This is a genomic window from Sphingomonas sp. SFZ2018-12 (assembly GCF_022496715.1).
Classification (GTDB): Bacteria; Pseudomonadota; Alphaproteobacteria; order Sphingomonadales; family Sphingomonadaceae; genus Sphingomonas.
Map to the genome: position 1 here is coordinate 112,751 of NZ_WTFM01000002.1, position 16,001 is coordinate 128,751.

18 protein-coding genes are annotated in these 16,001 nt (G+C 66.7%); 12 read left to right on the forward strand and 6 right to left on the reverse strand.

What is annotated here, in order from left to right; translation table 11 throughout:
* Positions 1-9: 9 nt before the first annotated feature.
* Together GO308_RS09460 and GO308_RS09465 are read right to left on the reverse strand one after the other, a co-directional pair.
* Entirely contained in the window at positions 10-1,386 is a 1,377-nt protein-coding gene (locus GO308_RS09460) for a methyl-accepting chemotaxis protein (RefSeq protein ID WP_240885288.1), read from the reverse strand.
* Positions 1,387-1,399: 13 nt separating this feature from the next.
* Positions 1,400-2,668, reverse strand: coding sequence for a methyl-accepting chemotaxis protein (locus tag GO308_RS09465; protein WP_082730854.1), 1,269 nt, complete (start codon positions 2,666-2,668; stop codon positions 1,400-1,402).
* A gap of 257 nt (positions 2,669-2,925) precedes the next feature.
* Between GO308_RS09465 and sdhC the strand changes: the two genes are divergently transcribed.
* From sdhC to sdhA, 3 genes are read left to right on the forward strand one after another with little or no spacing between them, the layout of a single operon-like run.
* Positions 2,926-3,342: a succinate dehydrogenase, cytochrome b556 subunit gene (gene sdhC, locus GO308_RS09470; protein WP_066483022.1), complete on the forward strand. Its 417-nt coding sequence runs from the start codon at positions 2,926-2,928 to the stop codon at positions 3,340-3,342.
* 1 nt (position 3,343) lies between these two features.
* On the forward strand, positions 3,344-3,733 hold the full coding sequence (sdhD, locus tag GO308_RS09475; protein ID WP_066547875.1) for a succinate dehydrogenase, hydrophobic membrane anchor protein: 390 nt from the start codon (positions 3,344-3,346) through the stop codon (positions 3,731-3,733).
* Positions 3,730-5,532 carry a succinate dehydrogenase flavoprotein subunit gene (gene sdhA, locus GO308_RS09480; protein WP_066547878.1) on the forward strand — a complete coding sequence of 601 codons (1,803 nt, stop codon included), beginning with the start codon at positions 3,730-3,732 and terminating at the stop codon, positions 5,530-5,532. The genes sdhD and sdhA overlap by 4 nt, the downstream gene beginning before the upstream one ends.
* A 50-nt stretch (positions 5,533-5,582) precedes the next feature.
* Here the strand turns inward: sdhA and GO308_RS09485 are convergent, their stop codons facing one another.
* Both GO308_RS09485 and GO308_RS09490 read right to left on the reverse strand, forming a co-directional pair.
* Positions 5,583-5,828: a hypothetical protein gene (locus GO308_RS09485; RefSeq protein WP_197417157.1), complete on the reverse strand. Its 246-nt coding sequence runs from the start codon at positions 5,826-5,828 to the stop codon at positions 5,583-5,585.
* Positions 5,803-6,078, reverse strand: a complete 276-nt coding sequence (locus tag GO308_RS09490; protein WP_066483034.1) for a BrnT family toxin — start codon at positions 6,076-6,078, stop codon at positions 5,803-5,805. The genes GO308_RS09485 and GO308_RS09490 overlap by 26 nt, the downstream gene beginning before the upstream one ends.
* A gap of 74 nt (positions 6,079-6,152) precedes the next feature.
* Here GO308_RS09490 and GO308_RS09495 point away from each other — a divergent pair, with 74 nt between their 5' ends.
* The 3 genes from GO308_RS09495 (at position 6,153) to GO308_RS09505 (ending at position 8,933) form a co-directional block, all read left to right on the forward strand.
* Positions 6,153-7,169: an alpha/beta hydrolase gene (locus tag GO308_RS09495; RefSeq protein WP_240885289.1), complete on the forward strand. Its 1,017-nt coding sequence runs from the start codon at positions 6,153-6,155 to the stop codon at positions 7,167-7,169.
* Positions 7,170-7,240: 71 nt separating this feature from the next.
* On the forward strand, positions 7,241-8,272 hold the full coding sequence (locus GO308_RS09500) for a C13 family peptidase (RefSeq protein ID WP_240885290.1): 1,032 nt from the start codon (positions 7,241-7,243) through the stop codon (positions 8,270-8,272).
* A 76-nt stretch (positions 8,273-8,348) separates the two neighbouring features.
* Positions 8,349-8,933, forward strand: coding sequence for a peptidase S14 (locus GO308_RS09505; RefSeq protein ID WP_066483037.1), 585 nt, complete (start codon positions 8,349-8,351; stop codon positions 8,931-8,933).
* 30 nt (positions 8,934-8,963) lie between these two features.
* Here GO308_RS09505 and GO308_RS09510 read toward each other — a convergent pair whose 3' ends face one another.
* Together GO308_RS09510 and GO308_RS09515 are read right to left on the reverse strand one after the other, a co-directional pair.
* Positions 8,964-9,704 (reverse strand): SDR family oxidoreductase, encoded by a 741-nt coding sequence (locus tag GO308_RS09510; RefSeq protein ID WP_240885291.1) that lies wholly within the window; start codon positions 9,702-9,704, stop codon positions 8,964-8,966.
* A 159-nt stretch (positions 9,705-9,863) separates the two neighbouring features.
* Positions 9,864-10,865, reverse strand: coding sequence for an NAD(P)-dependent alcohol dehydrogenase (locus GO308_RS09515; RefSeq protein ID WP_240885292.1), 1,002 nt, complete (start codon positions 10,863-10,865; stop codon positions 9,864-9,866).
* Between the two features lie 85 nt (positions 10,866-10,950).
* On the opposite strand from GO308_RS09515, the gene GO308_RS09520 reads away from it, so the two are divergent.
* The 6 genes from GO308_RS09520 to mdh all read left to right on the forward strand — a co-directional run bounded on the left by GO308_RS09520 (position 10,951) and on the right by mdh (position 15,982).
* Positions 10,951-11,328 carry a helix-turn-helix domain-containing protein gene (locus tag GO308_RS09520; protein ID WP_240885293.1) on the forward strand — a complete coding sequence of 126 codons (378 nt, stop codon included), beginning with the start codon at positions 10,951-10,953 and terminating at the stop codon, positions 11,326-11,328.
* A gap of 144 nt (positions 11,329-11,472) precedes the next feature.
* Complete coding sequence (locus GO308_RS09525; RefSeq protein WP_066483046.1) at positions 11,473-12,258, forward strand: succinate dehydrogenase iron-sulfur subunit; 786 nt, start codon at positions 11,473-11,475, stop codon at positions 12,256-12,258.
* 10 nt (positions 12,259-12,268) lie between these two features.
* Complete coding sequence (locus GO308_RS09530) at positions 12,269-12,727, forward strand: PaaI family thioesterase (protein ID WP_066483111.1); 459 nt, start codon at positions 12,269-12,271, stop codon at positions 12,725-12,727.
* Positions 12,724-13,830: a cell division protein ZapE gene (gene zapE, locus GO308_RS09535; protein WP_066483049.1), complete on the forward strand. Its 1,107-nt coding sequence runs from the start codon at positions 12,724-12,726 to the stop codon at positions 13,828-13,830. Before GO308_RS09530 ends, zapE begins: the two co-directional genes overlap by 4 nt.
* A gap of 226 nt (positions 13,831-14,056) precedes the next feature.
* On the forward strand, positions 14,057-14,875 hold the full coding sequence (locus tag GO308_RS09540; protein ID WP_240885294.1) for a shikimate 5-dehydrogenase: 819 nt from the start codon (positions 14,057-14,059) through the stop codon (positions 14,873-14,875).
* A 144-nt stretch (positions 14,876-15,019) separates the two neighbouring features.
* Entirely contained in the window at positions 15,020-15,982 is a 963-nt protein-coding gene (gene mdh, locus GO308_RS09545) for a malate dehydrogenase (protein ID WP_066547905.1), read from the forward strand.
* Positions 15,983-16,001 lie beyond the last annotated feature (19 nt).

Here is a 16,001-nt window from a genome sequence, read left to right on the forward strand (position 1 = left end):
AAAGCCCGCTCAGGCGGCGGCGACCGCGGCGGAGAAGTTCTCGGCCGCGCGCTGCAGCGAGTTCAGGCGCTCATCGACGTCGGTCGAATCGCGCTCGAGCGATTCGAGTTCGCTCGATACCCGGTCGGTGTCCTCGCGGATCGCGCTGATCGTCTGCGACATCGAATCGGCCGCGAGCGCGGTTTCATCGACCGCGGCGGTGATCGCGGTGACGGTGCGGGCCTGCAATTCCATGACGCTGCGGATGCGATTGGCGCTGTCCTGCACCTCGCCGACGATGTCGCGGATCGACGCGTTGATGTTGACGGTCGACTGGGTCGCGTCCTGGATCGCGGCGATCTGGGCGGCGATGTCGTCGGTCGCCCGCGCGGTCTGGCTCGCCAGGCTCTTCACTTCCTGAGCCACGACGGCGAAGCCGCGTCCGGCATCGCCGGCGCGCGCCGCCTCGATCGTCGCGTTGAGCGCGAGCAGATTGGTCTGGCCGGCGATGTCGCGGATGAGACCCAGGATCGATTCGATCGACTTCGCATGGACCGACAGCGTGTCCGAAATGCTCACCGCCACGCCCGCCTGGCCCGACGCGCGCGTCGCGATGTCGGCGGCGGCCTCGACCTCGATACGCGCGTCCTCGATCGCGCGGATCAGCCCGGCGGCAGTCTGCGCGGCCTCGCGCATCGCCACGGCGGACTGTTCGGCGGCAACGGCGACTTCCGACGTCTTGCTGACCATGCCCCGCGCCGAAACCGAGGCCTCGTGCGCCTGGACCCGGATGCCGGAGCCCAGCGTGGTGACGCCTTCGATCGATTCGGCGATATCGTTGCGGAACGCCTGCGCGCGCGCGAAGCGTTCGGCGTTGGCAAGTGCCGCGTCGCTTTCGCCCAGCCGCGAAGCGATCAGGTCGGCCTCCACCAGCACCAGGCGCATCAGCGCATCGCCGGCGGAACGCAGCCGCGCCGGATCGTGACCGATGCGACTCTCGATCAGCTTGAATGTCTCGCTATGCGCCAGCGACATGGCCGCGAACAGCAGCTGCAGCGGGACGCCGGCCTGGTGCGTGTCGATCGCGTTGCGGAACGCGATCTCCATCCATGCCTCGTCATAGGGGTTACTGAACTTCAGTTTCGCAAAGCCCGCGCTACCGGCGATCCGGACCTGCAGCTGGCGCTGATCGAGATTGAGGTCCTTGCCCGCGTTTTTCATGATCGAGCCGAAATAGGCCCAGAACGCGGTAGCCAGTTGGGTCCAGTCCGCGTCCGAAACCGTTTCGGTGATGATTGCACAGCCTTCGCGGATACCGTCATCCCAATCGAACGAGCGGATACGTTCGCGTGCGGCGCGGGTGTCGCCGCCCCATCCGCCGACGTCCGCATGTCGTATCTGCGCCATCCTGTCCGCTCCCTTATGCGGCGACCTTTGCGACGAACTCGCCGGCGCCTGCCTTCAATGACCCGATTTCGTTGTCGAGCGCCTCGAATCCGCGGCCGACCTGTTCGATCTCCGAGGCGACGCTTTCGGTATCCTCGCGAATCGCCGCGATCGTGGTCGACATCGAATCGGCGGCGAGCGCGGTTTCATCGACTGCCGCGGTGATCGCGGTGACGGTCTGCGCCTGCACTTCCATCGCGCGCCGGATGCGGATCGCGCTTTCCTGAACCTCGGCCACCGTGTCGCGGATCGACGCGTTGGTTTCGACCGTCGACTGGGTCGCCTGCTGGATCGTCGCGATCTTGGCGGCAATGTCGTCGGTCGCGCGCGCCGTCTGGTTGGCCAGGCTCTTCACTTCCTGCGCGACGACCGCGAAACCGCGCCCGGCATCGCCCGCGCGCGCCGCCTCGATCGTCGCGTTGAGCGCAAGCAGGTTGGTCTGGCCGGCAATGTCGCGGATCAGACCCAGGATCGATTCGATCGACTTCGCATGGTCGGACAGCGCGGCCGACATTCCGACCGCATTGCCCGCCTGGCTCGAGGCGCGCGTCGCGATATCGGCGGCGGCCTCGACTTCGGAGCGCGCGTCCTCGATCGCGCGGATCAGCCCGGCAGCGGTCTGCGCGGCCTCGCGCATCGCCACGGCAGACTGTTCGGCGGCGGCCGCCACTTCGGACGCCTTGCCCAGCATCCCGCGCGCCGACACCGACGTATGCTCTGCCTGGCGGCGAAGCGCATCGCCCTCGCGCGACGCCCGCTCGACCGTTTGCCCGATATCGTTGCGGAACTGTGCGGCGAGCGCGTCGCGCGCCTGCGCGGCGGAATGCTCGCGATAGCAATTGTACAGCGCGACGGTGATGTCGCTTTCCAGCGCGGAGAGGCGCATCAGCGTGTCGATCATGCCGGGCAATCCCTGATCGCCGCGATCGACGCGCCGCATCAGCACTTCGAGTGCGGCGCGGTCGCTGGCGTTGATCATCGACAGCAGCGCCATCGGCGGGACGCCGGACGTATAGGCCGCCGCGACCGATCGCTCGATCGATTCGACCCACCCCATCGCGCGGACGTTGAGAAAGCGGTTGCGCAGGAATTCGACGCCCAGGTCGATCATTTTTTCGGTTTCGTGCGGTGCCCAATCGCGCTGGTCGGCGAAACAGCGCAGCCACTGGTGCCAATAGGCCTCCGCGATCCCCCGGATTTCCGGCTCCAAAACCTGCCACACGGTGCGGCTGGCCTCGGTCATCTGGCTGTCGAAATCGAAGACGCGCAGGCGGGACGACAGGTCGATCGACGCAGCGAACCGGTTGCTCGGGGCGGAAGCGATTGAATTTGAGCCACTTGTCACGACCGGTCCTCATTCTCACTGCGGGGTCACGCACGACATTCGCCCGGCCAGAGATAGGTGGTGAATGGTTAAGGCCGGGTTAGTCCCGGGTGCCGTCGAACCAGCTTGCATCATGCTGCACCGCGACTAATTAGACCGCAGCGAAAGGATGCACCTTGGCCACCGCAAAAACGTCGACCCGCCCGCTTTCCCCCCATCTCGGCATCTGGAAATGGGGCCCGCACATGCTGGTCTCGATCCTCCACCGCGCCACCGGCGACGGGATGGCGCTGGTCGGACTGGGTCTGATCACCTGGTGGCTGGCGGCACTTGCCGGCGGGCCTGACAGCTACGCCGCGTTCGTCGACCTGTTCACGGTCAAATCGGGCGCGCTCAACATCGTCGGCTATGTCTTCGGGATCGGATTGACCCTGTCCTTCTTTCAGCACACGGCGTCGGGCATCCGTCACTTCGTGCTCGACACGGGCGCTGGCTACGAACTCAAGGGCAACAAGCGCGGCGCGATTTCGACCATGGTCTTTTCGATCGTCGCGACCCTGGCCTTCTGGGCCTGGCTGACGGTGGGGAAATAAGATGGGTAACGGAACGAGCATCGGCCGGGTCCGCGGCCTCGGCCCCGCGAACGAGGGCACGCATCACTGGTGGCATCAGCGGCTGACCGCGGGGTCGAACCTGGCGCTGATGGCGTGGTTCCTCGTCTCGATCGCGCGGCTGCCGGCCTATGACCATCAGACCCTGGTCACCTGGATGGCATCCGCTTGGGTCGCGGTGCCGCTGATCCTGCTGGTCAGCAGCCTGTTCTATCATGCGCGTCTGGGGCTTCAGGTGCTGATCGAGGATTATCAGCGCGAGGAGAGCCGCGTCGTGCTGCTCGTCCTGCTCAACGGCGCCGCGCTGCTCGGCTGGGCGATCGCCGCCTTCGCCATCCTGAAAATCGCCTTTAGCGGAGCCGCCACGGCATGACCGACGCGTACAAGATCATCGACCACAGCTATGACGCCGTCGTCGTCGGCGCGGGCGGCGCCGGGCTGCGCGCGACGATGGGCATCGCCGAGGCGGGGCTGAAGACCGCGTGCATCACCAAGGTTTTTCCGACGCGCAGCCACACCGTCGCGGCGCAGGGCGGGATCGCCGCCAGCCTGGGCAATATGGGTCCCGACCACTGGACCTGGCACATGTACGATACCGTCAAGGGATCGGACTGGCTGGGCGACCAGGACGCGATCGAATATCTTTGCCGCGAGGCCCCGGCGGCGGTCTATGAGCTGGAACATGCCGGGCTGCCGTTCAGCCGCACCGACGAGGGCAAGATCTATCAGCGCCCGTTCGGCGGCATGATGCAGAATATGGGTGCTGGCCCGCCGGCGCAGCGCACCTGTGCAGCCGCCGACCGCACCGGCCATGCGATGCTGCATACGCTGTATCAGCAGAGCCTGAAGTACGACGCCGACTTCTTCATCGAGTATTTCGCGCTCGACCTGATCATGGAAAACGGCGCGTGCCGGGGCGTCGTCGCGCTCTGCATGGAGGACGGCTCGATCCACCGTTTTCGTTCGCATGCCGTCGTGCTGGCGACCGGCGGCTATGGCCGCGTCTATCAGTCGGCGACGTCGGCGCACACCTGCACCGGCGACGGCAATGCGATGGTGCTGCGCGCCGGCCTGCCGCTGCAGGACATGGAGTTCGTGCAGTTCCACCCGACCGGCATCTATGGCGCGGGCGTGCTGATCACCGAAGGCGCGCGCGGCGAGGGCGGCTACCTGACCAATAGCGAGGGCGAGCGGTTCATGGAACGCTATGCCCCTTCGGCCAAGGACCTTGCGTCGCGCGACGTCGTGTCGCGGTCGATGGCGATGGAGATCCGCGAAGGCCGCGGCGTCGGCAAGGAAGCCGACCACATCTATCTCCACCTCAACCATATCGACCCCAAGGTGCTGGCCGAACGGCTGCCCGGGATCACCGAGACCGGCAAGATCTTCGCCGGCGTCGACCTGACCCGCCAGCCGCTGCCGGTGGTGCCGACCGTCCACTATAATATGGGCGGCATCCCGACCAATTATCATGGCGAAGTCGTGCATATCCGCGACGGCAACCCCGACGCGGTTGTCCCCGGCCTGTATGCGGTGGGCGAAGCGGCGTGCGTTTCGGTGCACGGGGCCAACCGGCTGGGCTCCAACTCGCTGATCGACCTGGTGGTGTTCGGCCGCGCGACGGGCCTGCGGATCAAGGAAACGCTGAAGCCCGGTACGGCGCACAACCCGCTGCCCAAGGATTCGGCCGAACTCGCGATCGGGCGGCTCGACCATTTCCGCAATGCGAGCGGCAGCACCGCCACCGCGAAGCTGCGCACCGACATGCAGAAGACGATGCAGCGCCACGCCGCCGTGTTCCGCAACGACGAACTGCTCAATGAGGGGATTGCGGCGATGACCGCGCTCTATCAGGGGATGCAGGACGTCCGCGTCGTCGACAAATCGCTGATCTGGAACACCGACCTGGTCGAGACGCTCGAGCTCGACAATCTGATGGGCCAGGCGATGGTGACGATCCGTTCCGCGCTCAACCGCAAGGAATCGCGCGGCGCGCACGTGAACGAGGATTATCCGGAGCGCGACGACGCCAACTGGATGAAGCACACCGTCGCCACCTTCGACGGCTGGGGCGGCAAGGGCGGCACGACCGAAATCGACTATCGCCCGGTCCACGACTATACGCTGACCGACGAGATCGAGTACATCCAGCCGAAGAAGCGGGTGTATTAAGGGCCGACGGTTAACCTTCGCAGTCGCGTGGATTGGCGAAAGCGAGTGGGCTAACCCGTCGCCTCCAACCTATCCGCCAGCCACATCTTGATGAGCGCCTGTCGCGTGACGCCGCGCTTCTTTGCTTCGCGATCCAGCCGCAACACCATCAAGGCGGGAAAATCGACATTCACCCGCTTGGTCGGACCGTGAAGCGCCTCGGCGTTGTCGAAATTGAAATAGGGGCGCATGTCGGCACCCTCATCGAACAGCCGGTCCAGCTCTTCGGCGCTAATCTTCTTGCGTGCCACGTCCATATAGCTCTTCCTCATAATCGCGCGCGCGCCGGGCCGAGATGATGCGAACCTTGCCGTTCCGGTAGGTCATGATCGCCGTCCACAGCCGCGTGCCGATCCGGCCGATCACCAGCCAGCGCTCCTCATCTGTCGGCACGGCAGATCTGAGCCGCTTGGCCGATGCGTCCAGCCAGATCGCCTGCGCTTCCTCAAAATCGATCCCATGCTTGGCTCTGTTCGCCGCGCTCTTCGCCGGATCGAATTCGAACATGGCTCTTGATATACCATTTTGGTATAGAAACACACCCCCAAAAGCGCGCACTACCCGGCGCAGGAAGACGTCCGATGGCCGAGATCAACGTCTATTTCGCGACCAATCGCAATCACCTGTCCGACAACAAGCGGGCAGTGTTCGGCGGCCGGTTCAATCCGGATGGCGTCGCCGCACTGCGCTTTGGTCGCGCGACGTTCCGCGCGGGTGACGACGGGCCGGTGATGACCGGCATCACCGTGTTCGACGAAACGATGGCGGGCGCGCCCGCGGGCGGCTTTACCAAAACGGGCAGTGCGCAGCTGATGGATGCGCTGCACGGCCGGATGGCCAAGGGCCGGGTCGACACGCTGGTTTACATCCACGGCTTCAACGTCACTTTTCTGGAGGCGCTGGCCGATGGCGCGCGGATCGCGGTGACGCTGCCGCAGGACGTCAACATCATGGTGTTCAGCTGGCCGTCCGACGGCGAAGCGGTGCCCTTCATGTCCTATTACAGCGACCGCGAGGATGCCCGCGCCTCCGGCCCGGCGCTGGCACGCACCTATCTCAAGCTGCTCGATTATGTCTGCGAGCTGCCGGCGGACGATTATTGCCTGCGCAACCTCCACATCCTGGCGCATTCAATGGGCAACTATGTGCTGCGCCAGGGCATCCAGGCGCTGCATGCCAAGCAGCCGACGCGCATGGTGCGGCTGTTCGACCAGGTGCTGATGATCGCCGCCGACGAGGATGACGACGCGTTCGAGCGCGACGACAAGCTGCGCATGCTGCCCAGCCTGTCGCGGCGCATCACCCTCTATCACAACCGTTTCGATCGTGCGCTGCTGGTGTCGGACAAGACCAAGGCCAATCCCGACCGGCTGGGGTCGGATGGCCCGCGGATGCTCGACCTGCTGCCCGCCAAGGTGAAGATCGTCGACGCGAGCAAGGTCGCAGGCATGGCCGACCGTCTGGTCATGCACAGCTATCACGTCCGCAGCGCGTCGGTCGCCGCCGACGTCGCCGCGGTGCTTGCGGGCGAGGAAGACGCGCGGATCGGCAACCGCGAGACGATCCGGCCCGAGCGCGCCTATCGCCTGATGGCGTGACCCGCGACCACTGGACGCGGCCGCGTCGCCGCGCCATCGTGCGCTGCGGGATCAAGGGGAGACGCGCGGACGTGCGGAACAGGTGGCAGGGCGGGCGCGCGGCGGTGCTGGCGATGATGGCGCTGATGACCGCCGCCGACGCGCAACAGGCCGCCTTTGTCCCCGTCCAGCATCGCGCGCCGCCGCCCGATTTCCTCTATCGCGCCGGCGACGGGGCGGTCGCCGCCTTTGCCGATGCCGGAATGCAGGTCGAGCGGGATCGCGGCGCGCGCGACGCGCTGGCCGAACATCGCCGGCTGGCCGCAGCACTTGGGCAGCTCGAGCCGCAGCGCCCGGGCGTGCTCGACACCTATGTGCTGTCGGTGGCGCTCGACAGCGACCCCGTCTTCGGGCGTGAGGCGCGCGAGGCCGCACGCGTGCTCGCCCGCCGCTACGGGGCTGATCGCCGCACGCTGGTGCTCGCCGGTTCGGACGGCACACGCGCGAGCGAATTGCCGATCGGATCGCCCCAGGCGCTTGGTGCCGCGCTCGCCGCGGTCGCCGAGCGCATGGATGTGCGCGAGGACGTGCTGGTCCTGTTCACCACCAGCCATGGCGGGCCGTTCGGCATCGTTTATCACGACGGCGACAGCGGCTATGGCGGGATTTCGCCGATGAAGCTGCGCGCGATGCTGGGCGAACTTGGCTTCACACGGCGGCTGCTGATCGTCAATGCCTGCTATTCGGGGGTGTTCATCGGCCCGCTGGCGAGCGACGACAGCGTGATCGTCACCGCCGCGGCGACCGACCGGTCGTCCTTCGGCTGCTTCGCCGAGAACGACTGGACGTTTTTCGGCGACGCCTTCGTCAATCGCGCGCTGCGGAAAGCCCAGCCGATCGAGGCGGCCTTTACCGAGGCGCGCAACCAGGTGGCCGTGTGGGAAACCGAAGCGACGCTGACCCCGTCGCGGCCCCAGGTGAGCATCGGTGCCGCCGCGCACCGCTGGCTCGCCGCGATCGACGATGCCGTGCCGACCACGGCCAGCGCCCCGGTCGGGCGACCGACCGACATCGGCGCGCTGGTCGCGCTCCAGCGCGAGGCGCGCGCCAGGGACCCGCGCTGAGCGGCGACAACCCGCAGCGACCCTCGCAATTGTTGCGCACGCGGAACCTTGGCCGTCGTCGCGCGCTTGGGGGGCCATGACCGACAACACCGAAGCCGACGCCACCATCCACCGCTATCCGCTGCTCGCCCGGCCGCATGTCGCGCTGGCGGGGCCGGTCGATCACGCCATGTACGCGCAGTTCCGCGAACAGGTCGCCGCCGCCCCCGCCGGCGGGCCGCTGGTCATCGCGCTGTCGACGCTGGGCGGTGACCCCGAAGTCGCGCGGCTGATGGGCGACGAAGTGAGGCTGCTGCACGAATATCAGGGCCGTGAAGCGCTGTTTCTCGGCAAGGTCGCGGTCTATTCGGCCGGCGCGACCTTCATGTCGGCCTTTCCCGCCGACCGCCGCTTCCTGACGCGCGGCACGCGGATCATGGTGCATGAGCGCATCCTGGCGAAGCAGATCGACGTCAATGGCCCGCTGCGCACCTGTGTCGCCAGCCTGAAGGCGAGCCTCCACGAAATCGAGCATTCGATCCGCATCGAGGAGGAGGGGTTTCGCGATCTCGTCGCCGGCACGCGGATCGATTTCGAGGAGTTGCGCCGCCGCGCGCCCGAAAACTGGTATATCGAAGCCGAAGAGGCACGCGATCTCGGCCTCGTGCTCGACGTCATCTGAACCCCGGCGCCGCCTGCCGGCGCGGCGACGTCAGACCGAAAATCCGCCGTCGATGTCGATCGTCGTCCCGGTGATGTAGCTCGCCTCGTCACTGGCGAGGAATGCGGCCAGCGCGGCCACTTCCTCCGCCCGGCCATAACGCCCGAGCGCGACGTGCTGGGCCAGCATCGCGGCGAAATCGCCATCGGCCGGGTTCATGTCGGTATCGATCGGACCGGGCTGGATCGCGTTGACCAAGATGTTTCGCGGACCCAGGTCGCGCGCCCAGCCACGCACCATTCCGGCGACGGCGGCCTTGGTCGCGCTGTAGACCGCGGCCCCCGGTACGGGCACGGTGTGCGCATTGACGCTGCCGATCACGAGGATGCGGCCGCCGTCCGTCATATGGCCGATCGCGGCGCGGGTGCCGGCGAACACCCCGTCGACATTGACACCGAACTGGCGGCGGTAATTCTCGATCGTGTCGCTGTCGATCGTGCCCAGCCCGAACACGCCGGCATTGTGGACCAGGATGTCGAGTCCCCCCAGCGTGTCGACGGCGCGCACGACCGCCGCCTCGACCGCGGCGACATCGGCCGCGTCGGCCTGGATCGCCTCGGTGCGCCGGCCCGCGCCCGTGATCGCGGCGGCGACCTGCTGGGCCGCGTCGTGATTGCCGGCATAGGTGATGACGACGTCGGCACCGTCGGCGGCCAGCCGCTTTGCGATCGCCGCACCAATGCCGCGCGAACCGCCCGTCACGATCGCCCGCTTGCCCGAAAGGTCCGCCATCTTGCCGCTCCCATGTGATCCGGCACGGCAACCCTGATCGGTTGCCGGCCCGGAACGACTATGGGCGCGCCGCACGATCATTCAACCGATTGCGACGCGCCCGACACCGGGAGGTGAACGCTTTGCGCAAGGACGGCGTGCTCCGGCTATTGCCAGCGCTCAATCGGCGATGCGGATCGCCACCTTGCCGCGATGGCTGCCGCTGCGCAGCCGATCGAACGCAGCTTCTGCGTGGTCAAAGGCGAACACCTCGTCGATGACCGGGCGGACGCCGGATGCAAGCGCGGTCGACAAGTCGGCGACGGACCCGACATAGACGCCGCGCAGGTTGATCGCGTTCATCAGGATCGCGCCGGTGTTCACCTCACCGGCAAAGCCGGTCAGCACGCCGACCAATGCGACTTCGCCGCCCGGCCGCACCGCCGCCAGCGCCTGGTTGAGCGTGCCCGGCCCGCCGACCTCGACGACATGGTCGACGCCCGCACCGCCCGCGATCCGCGCCGCCACCGCGCCCCAATCCGGTGTTTCGCGATAGTTGATCGTCGCGTCCGCACCCAGCGCGCGGGCATGGCCGAGCTTGTCGTCGCTGCTGGAGGTCACGATCACCCGCGCGCCCACCCGCTTGGCGAATTGCAGCGCGAAGGTGGAAACGCCACCCGTCCCCTCGACCAGCACCCAGTCGCCCGGCCGAATGCCGCCGCCGCCGAACAGGCAGGCCCAGGCGGTAACGCCCGCGCAAGGGTAAGCCGCCCCTTCGACGAACGACCAGTCGTCGGGCAGGACCGCGACGGCGCTTGCCGGCACGACGATCCGTTCGGCGAGCACGCCATCGACAACGCCGCCGCCCAGCGCGCTGGCCTGCTTGGCGGCGCTGAACGGCCCTTCCGTCCAGTGCGGCATGAAGCCGATCGCGACGCGTTGGCCGATCCGGTCCGCGGCCACGCGATCGCCCACTGCGGCGATGACACCCGCGCCGTCGGACAAGGGAATCAGGTCGGCGCGTTGCTCGCCGCCATAGCGCCCGTCGCGGACGATCAGGTCGCGATAGTTGAGCGTCGCCGCTTTCAGGTCGATCAGGACTTCGCCGGCCCCCGGTACCGGATCGGCCTCATCGCTCAGCTTGATGGCCCCGCCGGCTGGGTCAAGTCGATATGCACGCATGGTCAAGCTCCTTTTGTGGTGGAGCACGCCAACTAATCGCTCGTCGCGCTTGATTGCAGTACGTACAAAAACAACATGTACGTACATGGATGATAGTATCAGGGGTCCGCGCCGGCGCGCGACCAAGACCGGCTGCGCGGTCGAAGCGACGATGAGCGTGATGGGCGGGGTGTGGAAGCCGGTACTGGTGTTCCACCTGCTGTCGGGCCGCTTGCGCTTCAACGCGCTGTGCCGGCTGACCCCCAATGCGACGCCGCGGATGATCACGCTCCAGCTGCGCGAGCTGGAAGCCGACGGCATCATTCGCCGGATCGTCTATCCCGAAGTGCCGCCGCGCGTCGAATATGAGCTGACCGATTTCGGCCGCACGCTCGAACCCGTGCTGGTCAGTCTGCGCGACTGGGGCGAAGCGTTCCAAAGACAGGGTCACCAAGCAGGAGCGGATGACGCGCGCGACCGTTGAGCTGATAGGTCGATGCGATCACGCCGCAGCAATATGGCCCTTGTTCCGTTTGCGGGCCGCGCGCGACTGCGATATCCGCCGTTCCGAACTTGATCGCAGCGCACAAAAGCGCCACATCGCGAGGCGAAGGAGTAGTGCATCGCCATGGCCGAATTCACCCTGCCCAAGAACAGCAAGATCCGGAACAACGGCAAGGTTCACAAGGCGCCCGCTGGTGCCAAGCGGGTGAAGCGCTTCAAGGTCTATCGCTATGATCCCGATGCGGGCGAGAATCCGCGCTACGACACATTCGAGCTCGACCTGGACGATACCGGCCCGATGGTCCTGGATGCGATCATCAAGATCAAGGCGGAGCAGGACCCTTCGCTCACCTTCCGCCGCTCGTGCCGCGAGGGGATTTGCGGCTCGTGCTCGATGAACATCGACGGCAAGAACGGCCTGGCTTGCACGACCGCGATCGAGGACATCAAGGGCGACATCCGCATCACGCCGCTGCCCCACATGGACGTGATCAAGGACCTCGTCCCTGACTTCACCCATTTCTACGCGCAATATGCGTCGATCAAGCCGTGGCTGGAAACGGTGACGCCGCCGCCCTCGGGCAAGGAGCGCTTCCAGTCGCCCGAGGACCGCGCCAAGCTCGACGGCCTCTACGAGTGCATCCTGTGCGCCTGCTGCTCGACCAGCTGCCCCAGCTACTGGTGGAACAGCGACAAGTTCCTGGGCCCCGCGATCCTGCTTCAGGCCTATCGCTGGCTCGCCGACAGCCGCGACGAGACGACGGGCGAGCGGCTCGACCAGCTCGAGGATCCGTTCCGGCTCTATCGCTGCCACACGATCATGAACTGCGCCAATGTCTGCCCCAAGGGGCTGAACCCGGCCAAGGCGATCGCCGAGATCAAGAAGCTGGAAATGGACCGCGTGCTCTGATCGCGTGACGATGCGCCCCGACGCGGACGGGCCCGCGTTCCACTATCACGACGATCCCGACTGGCCGGGCTGGAAACGCTGGACGCTGAGCGACACGACGCGCTTCAACGCGACGCTGGGGCCGTTGCGTGTCAGGGTGGAGGACGGCATCGCGCGGGTCGCGATGGTGCCGGCGCACCAGCATTCCAACCTGTCGAACCATCTGCACGGCGGCGCGCTGCTCGGCTTCATCGACTGCGCGCTGTTCGGGGCGGGGCGCGCGCTGGGCGTGCTGACCGCGGGCACGGCAGTCACGCTCGACCTGTCGACCCAGTTCATTGCGGCAGGACGCATGGATGTGCCCGTCGAGGCGCAGGTCGAGCTGCTTCGCGAGACCGGGCGGCTGCTGTTCATGCGCGGTCTGGTCGTCCAGGCGGCGCAGACGATCGCAAGCTTCACCGCCACGATCCGCAAGCCGAGTGCGCGATGAGCCGGGTGATCGCCGAATATCGCCGGCTGGTCGCTGCCGGGGAGCTGCGCACCGATGCGACCCAGGCAGCGGCGGCCGAACGGCTCGACGCGCTTGCCGACGCGCTGGAAGCGGTGCCGAAACGCGGCAGCATCCTGTGGCGCGCGCTGGGACGCCTGCCCGAACCGCCGCGCGGCGTCTATCTGTGGGGCGGGGTCGGACGCGGCAAGTCGATGCTGATGGACCTGTTCTTCAATCAGCTCGCGATCCGTCGGAAGCGCCGTGCGCATTTCCACGACTTCATGATCGACGTGCACGAGCGGCTGAACGATGCGCGCAAGCAGGAGGTTGACGATCCGATCCTGCCGGTTGCCGCCGCCATGAGCGAGGATGTCCGCCTGCTCGCCTTTGACGAGCTGATCGTCAACAATCCCGCGGACGCCGCGATCCTGTCGCGGCTGTTCACCGAGATGTTCCGGCGCGGGGTGACGGTCGTCGCAACCTCCAACCGCGCGCCGGACGAGCTTTACAAGGACGGGATCAACCGCCCCCTGTTCCTGCCCTTCATCGACCTGATCCGCGAACGCTGCGACGTCGTCGCGCTCAACGGCCCGGTCGATTACCGCCGCGACCGGCTGGGGCGGATCGACACCTGGCTGGTGCCCAACGGGCCGGAAGCGACGGCGGAGATGTCGGCCGCCTTCTTCCGGCTGACCGACTATCCGGTCGAGGATCGCGCGATGGTGCCGACCGAGGAACTGGCGGTGCGCGGCGGGCGGACTTTGCACGTGCCCAAGTCGCTGAAGGGTGTTGCGGTATTCAGCTTCAAGCGGCTGTGCGGCGAGGCGCGCGGCGCAGCCGACTATCTGGCGATCGCGCGGCGTTTCCACACGGTGTTCCTCGTCGGCATCCCCAGGCTAGGGCCGGAGAACCGTAACGAAGCCGCGCGCTTCGTCACGCTCATCGACGCCCTATACGAACACAAGGTCAAGCTGATCGCCGCCGCCGATGCGGTGCCGGAGGCGCTGTATGAGACAGGCGACGGCCGTTTCGAGTTCGAACGCACCGTCAGCCGGTTGAACGAGATGCGTTCGGAAGCGTATCTGGCGCTGGGGCATCATTAGGCGCAATGCCGCGTTGGTCGTCCTTCCCGCTTGTCCTGAAGGGCTGACCGGAGATCCCTAACCGAGGCGCAACCCCACTGCCCCCGTCACCCCGGGCTTGACCCGGGGTCCCGCGTTTTCTCGCGCGGGATAAGGCAGCGGGACCCCGGCTCAAGGCCGGGGTGACGGAAGGAGCAGGTTGGAGAGGCACCTCACCTTGATTAGCGCAGGCCGGAGTCCACCCCCCATGTCCAAGCTCAGCATCAACCGCGATACCCAATTGTGCATGTCGCTGTCCGCGCGGCCCGGCAATTTCGGGACGCGGTTCCAGAACCATCTCTACGACGCGCTGGGCCTCGACTTCGTCTATAAGTCCTTCACCACCGCGGACATCGCGGCCGCGATCGGCGGCATCCGCGCGCTGGGCGTGCGGGGCTGCGCGATCTCGATGCCGTTCAAGGAGGCGGTGATCCCGCTGATCGACGCGCTCGACCCGTCGGCGGCGGCGATCGGCGCGGTCAACACCATCGTCAATGAGGACGGAAAGCTGACCGGTTATAATACCGACTATACCGCGGTCGCGGCGTTGATGACCGAACATCGCGTGCCGCAGGATATCGACTTCGTGCTGCGCGGGTCGGGCGGCATGGGCAAGGCGGTGGCGAGTGCGCTCGCCGATCATGGCTATGCCAACGGCACGATCGTGACCCGTGACGAGGCGTCGGGCCGCGCGCTCGCCGACCGATTGGGGTATCGCTGGGCGCGCGCGGTGACGCCCGGACCCGGATTGTTGATCAACGTGACGCCGATCGGGATGGCGGGCGGGCCGGAGGCCGACGCGCTTGCCTTCGACGAAGCGGCAGTACGGGCCGCGACGATGCTGTTCGACGTCGTCGCTATTCCGGTAGAAACTCCGCTGGTGCGTCTGGCACGCCGCCTGGGCAAGCCGGTCATCATCGGCGATGAGGTGTTGGTGCGGCAGGGGCTTGAACAGTTCGTTCTCTATACCGGTTGCCGCCCGTCGGCGGATCACGTGGCACGCGCCGCGCGTTTCGCGCTGGGCTGACACGTTCTTGCACTTGCGAATGATGTGCAAAGAAACCCTTGTTTTGGCTAGGCTCCGTGCTTGTCAGCGCGCGTCAAACGGCCTAAGCCGCCACCGTTTCCCGGCCCGACGGGCCGCCTGCTGACCCATTTCGAGGGAGGTTGTATGGCTCGCAAGAAGATCGCGTTGATCGGCGCTGGCAATATCGGGGGCACGCTCGCGCATCTCGCCGCGCTCAAGGGGCTCGGCGACATCGTGCTTTTCGACGTGGTCGAGGGCGTGCCGCAGGGCAAGGCGCTGGACCTGAGCCAGTGCGGCCCGGTCGAGGGCTTCGACGCGACGATCATCGGCACCAATGACTATAAGGACATCGCCGGCGCCGACGTGATCATCGTCACCGCTGGCGTCGCCCGCAAGCCGGGGATGAGCCGCGACGACCTGCTCGGCATCAATTTGAAGGTGATGAAGGCGGTCGGCGAAGGGATCGCCGCCAACGCCCCCGACGCCTTTGTCATCTGCATCACCAATCCGCTCGACGCGATGGTGTGGGCGCTGCGCGAGTTTTCCGGTCTGCCTCACCAGAAGGTGGTCGGCATGGCGGGTGTGCTCGATTCGGCGCGCTTCAGCCATTTCCTGGCGGACGAGTTCAAGGTGTCGGTCAAGGACGTGAACAGCTTCGTGCTGGGCGGCCATGGCGACACGATGGTGCCGGTGCTCGAATATTCGACCGTCAGCGGCATCCCGGTCAGCGACCTGATCGCGATGGGCTTTTCGACGAAGGAGCGCATCGACGCGATCGTGCAGCGCACCCGTTCTGGCGGCGGCGAGATCGTCGCGCTGCTCAAGACCGGCTCGGCCTTCTACGCCCCTGCGACCAGCGGCATCGCGATGGCTGAAAGCTATCTGTTCGACCAGAAGCGCGTGTTGCCGGGTGCCGCGCACCTGACCGGCCAGTATGGCGTCGACGACCTCTATGTCGGCGTGCCGATCGTCATCGGCGCGGGCGGCGTCGAGAAGATCATCGAGATCAACCTGTCGGATGAGGCCAAGGCCAACCTCCAGGTCAGCGTCGACGCGGTCAAGGAATTGCTGGTTGCGTGCAAGGCGATCGACGGGTCGCTGGTGTGAAGCGCGTCGTCCCGGCGGA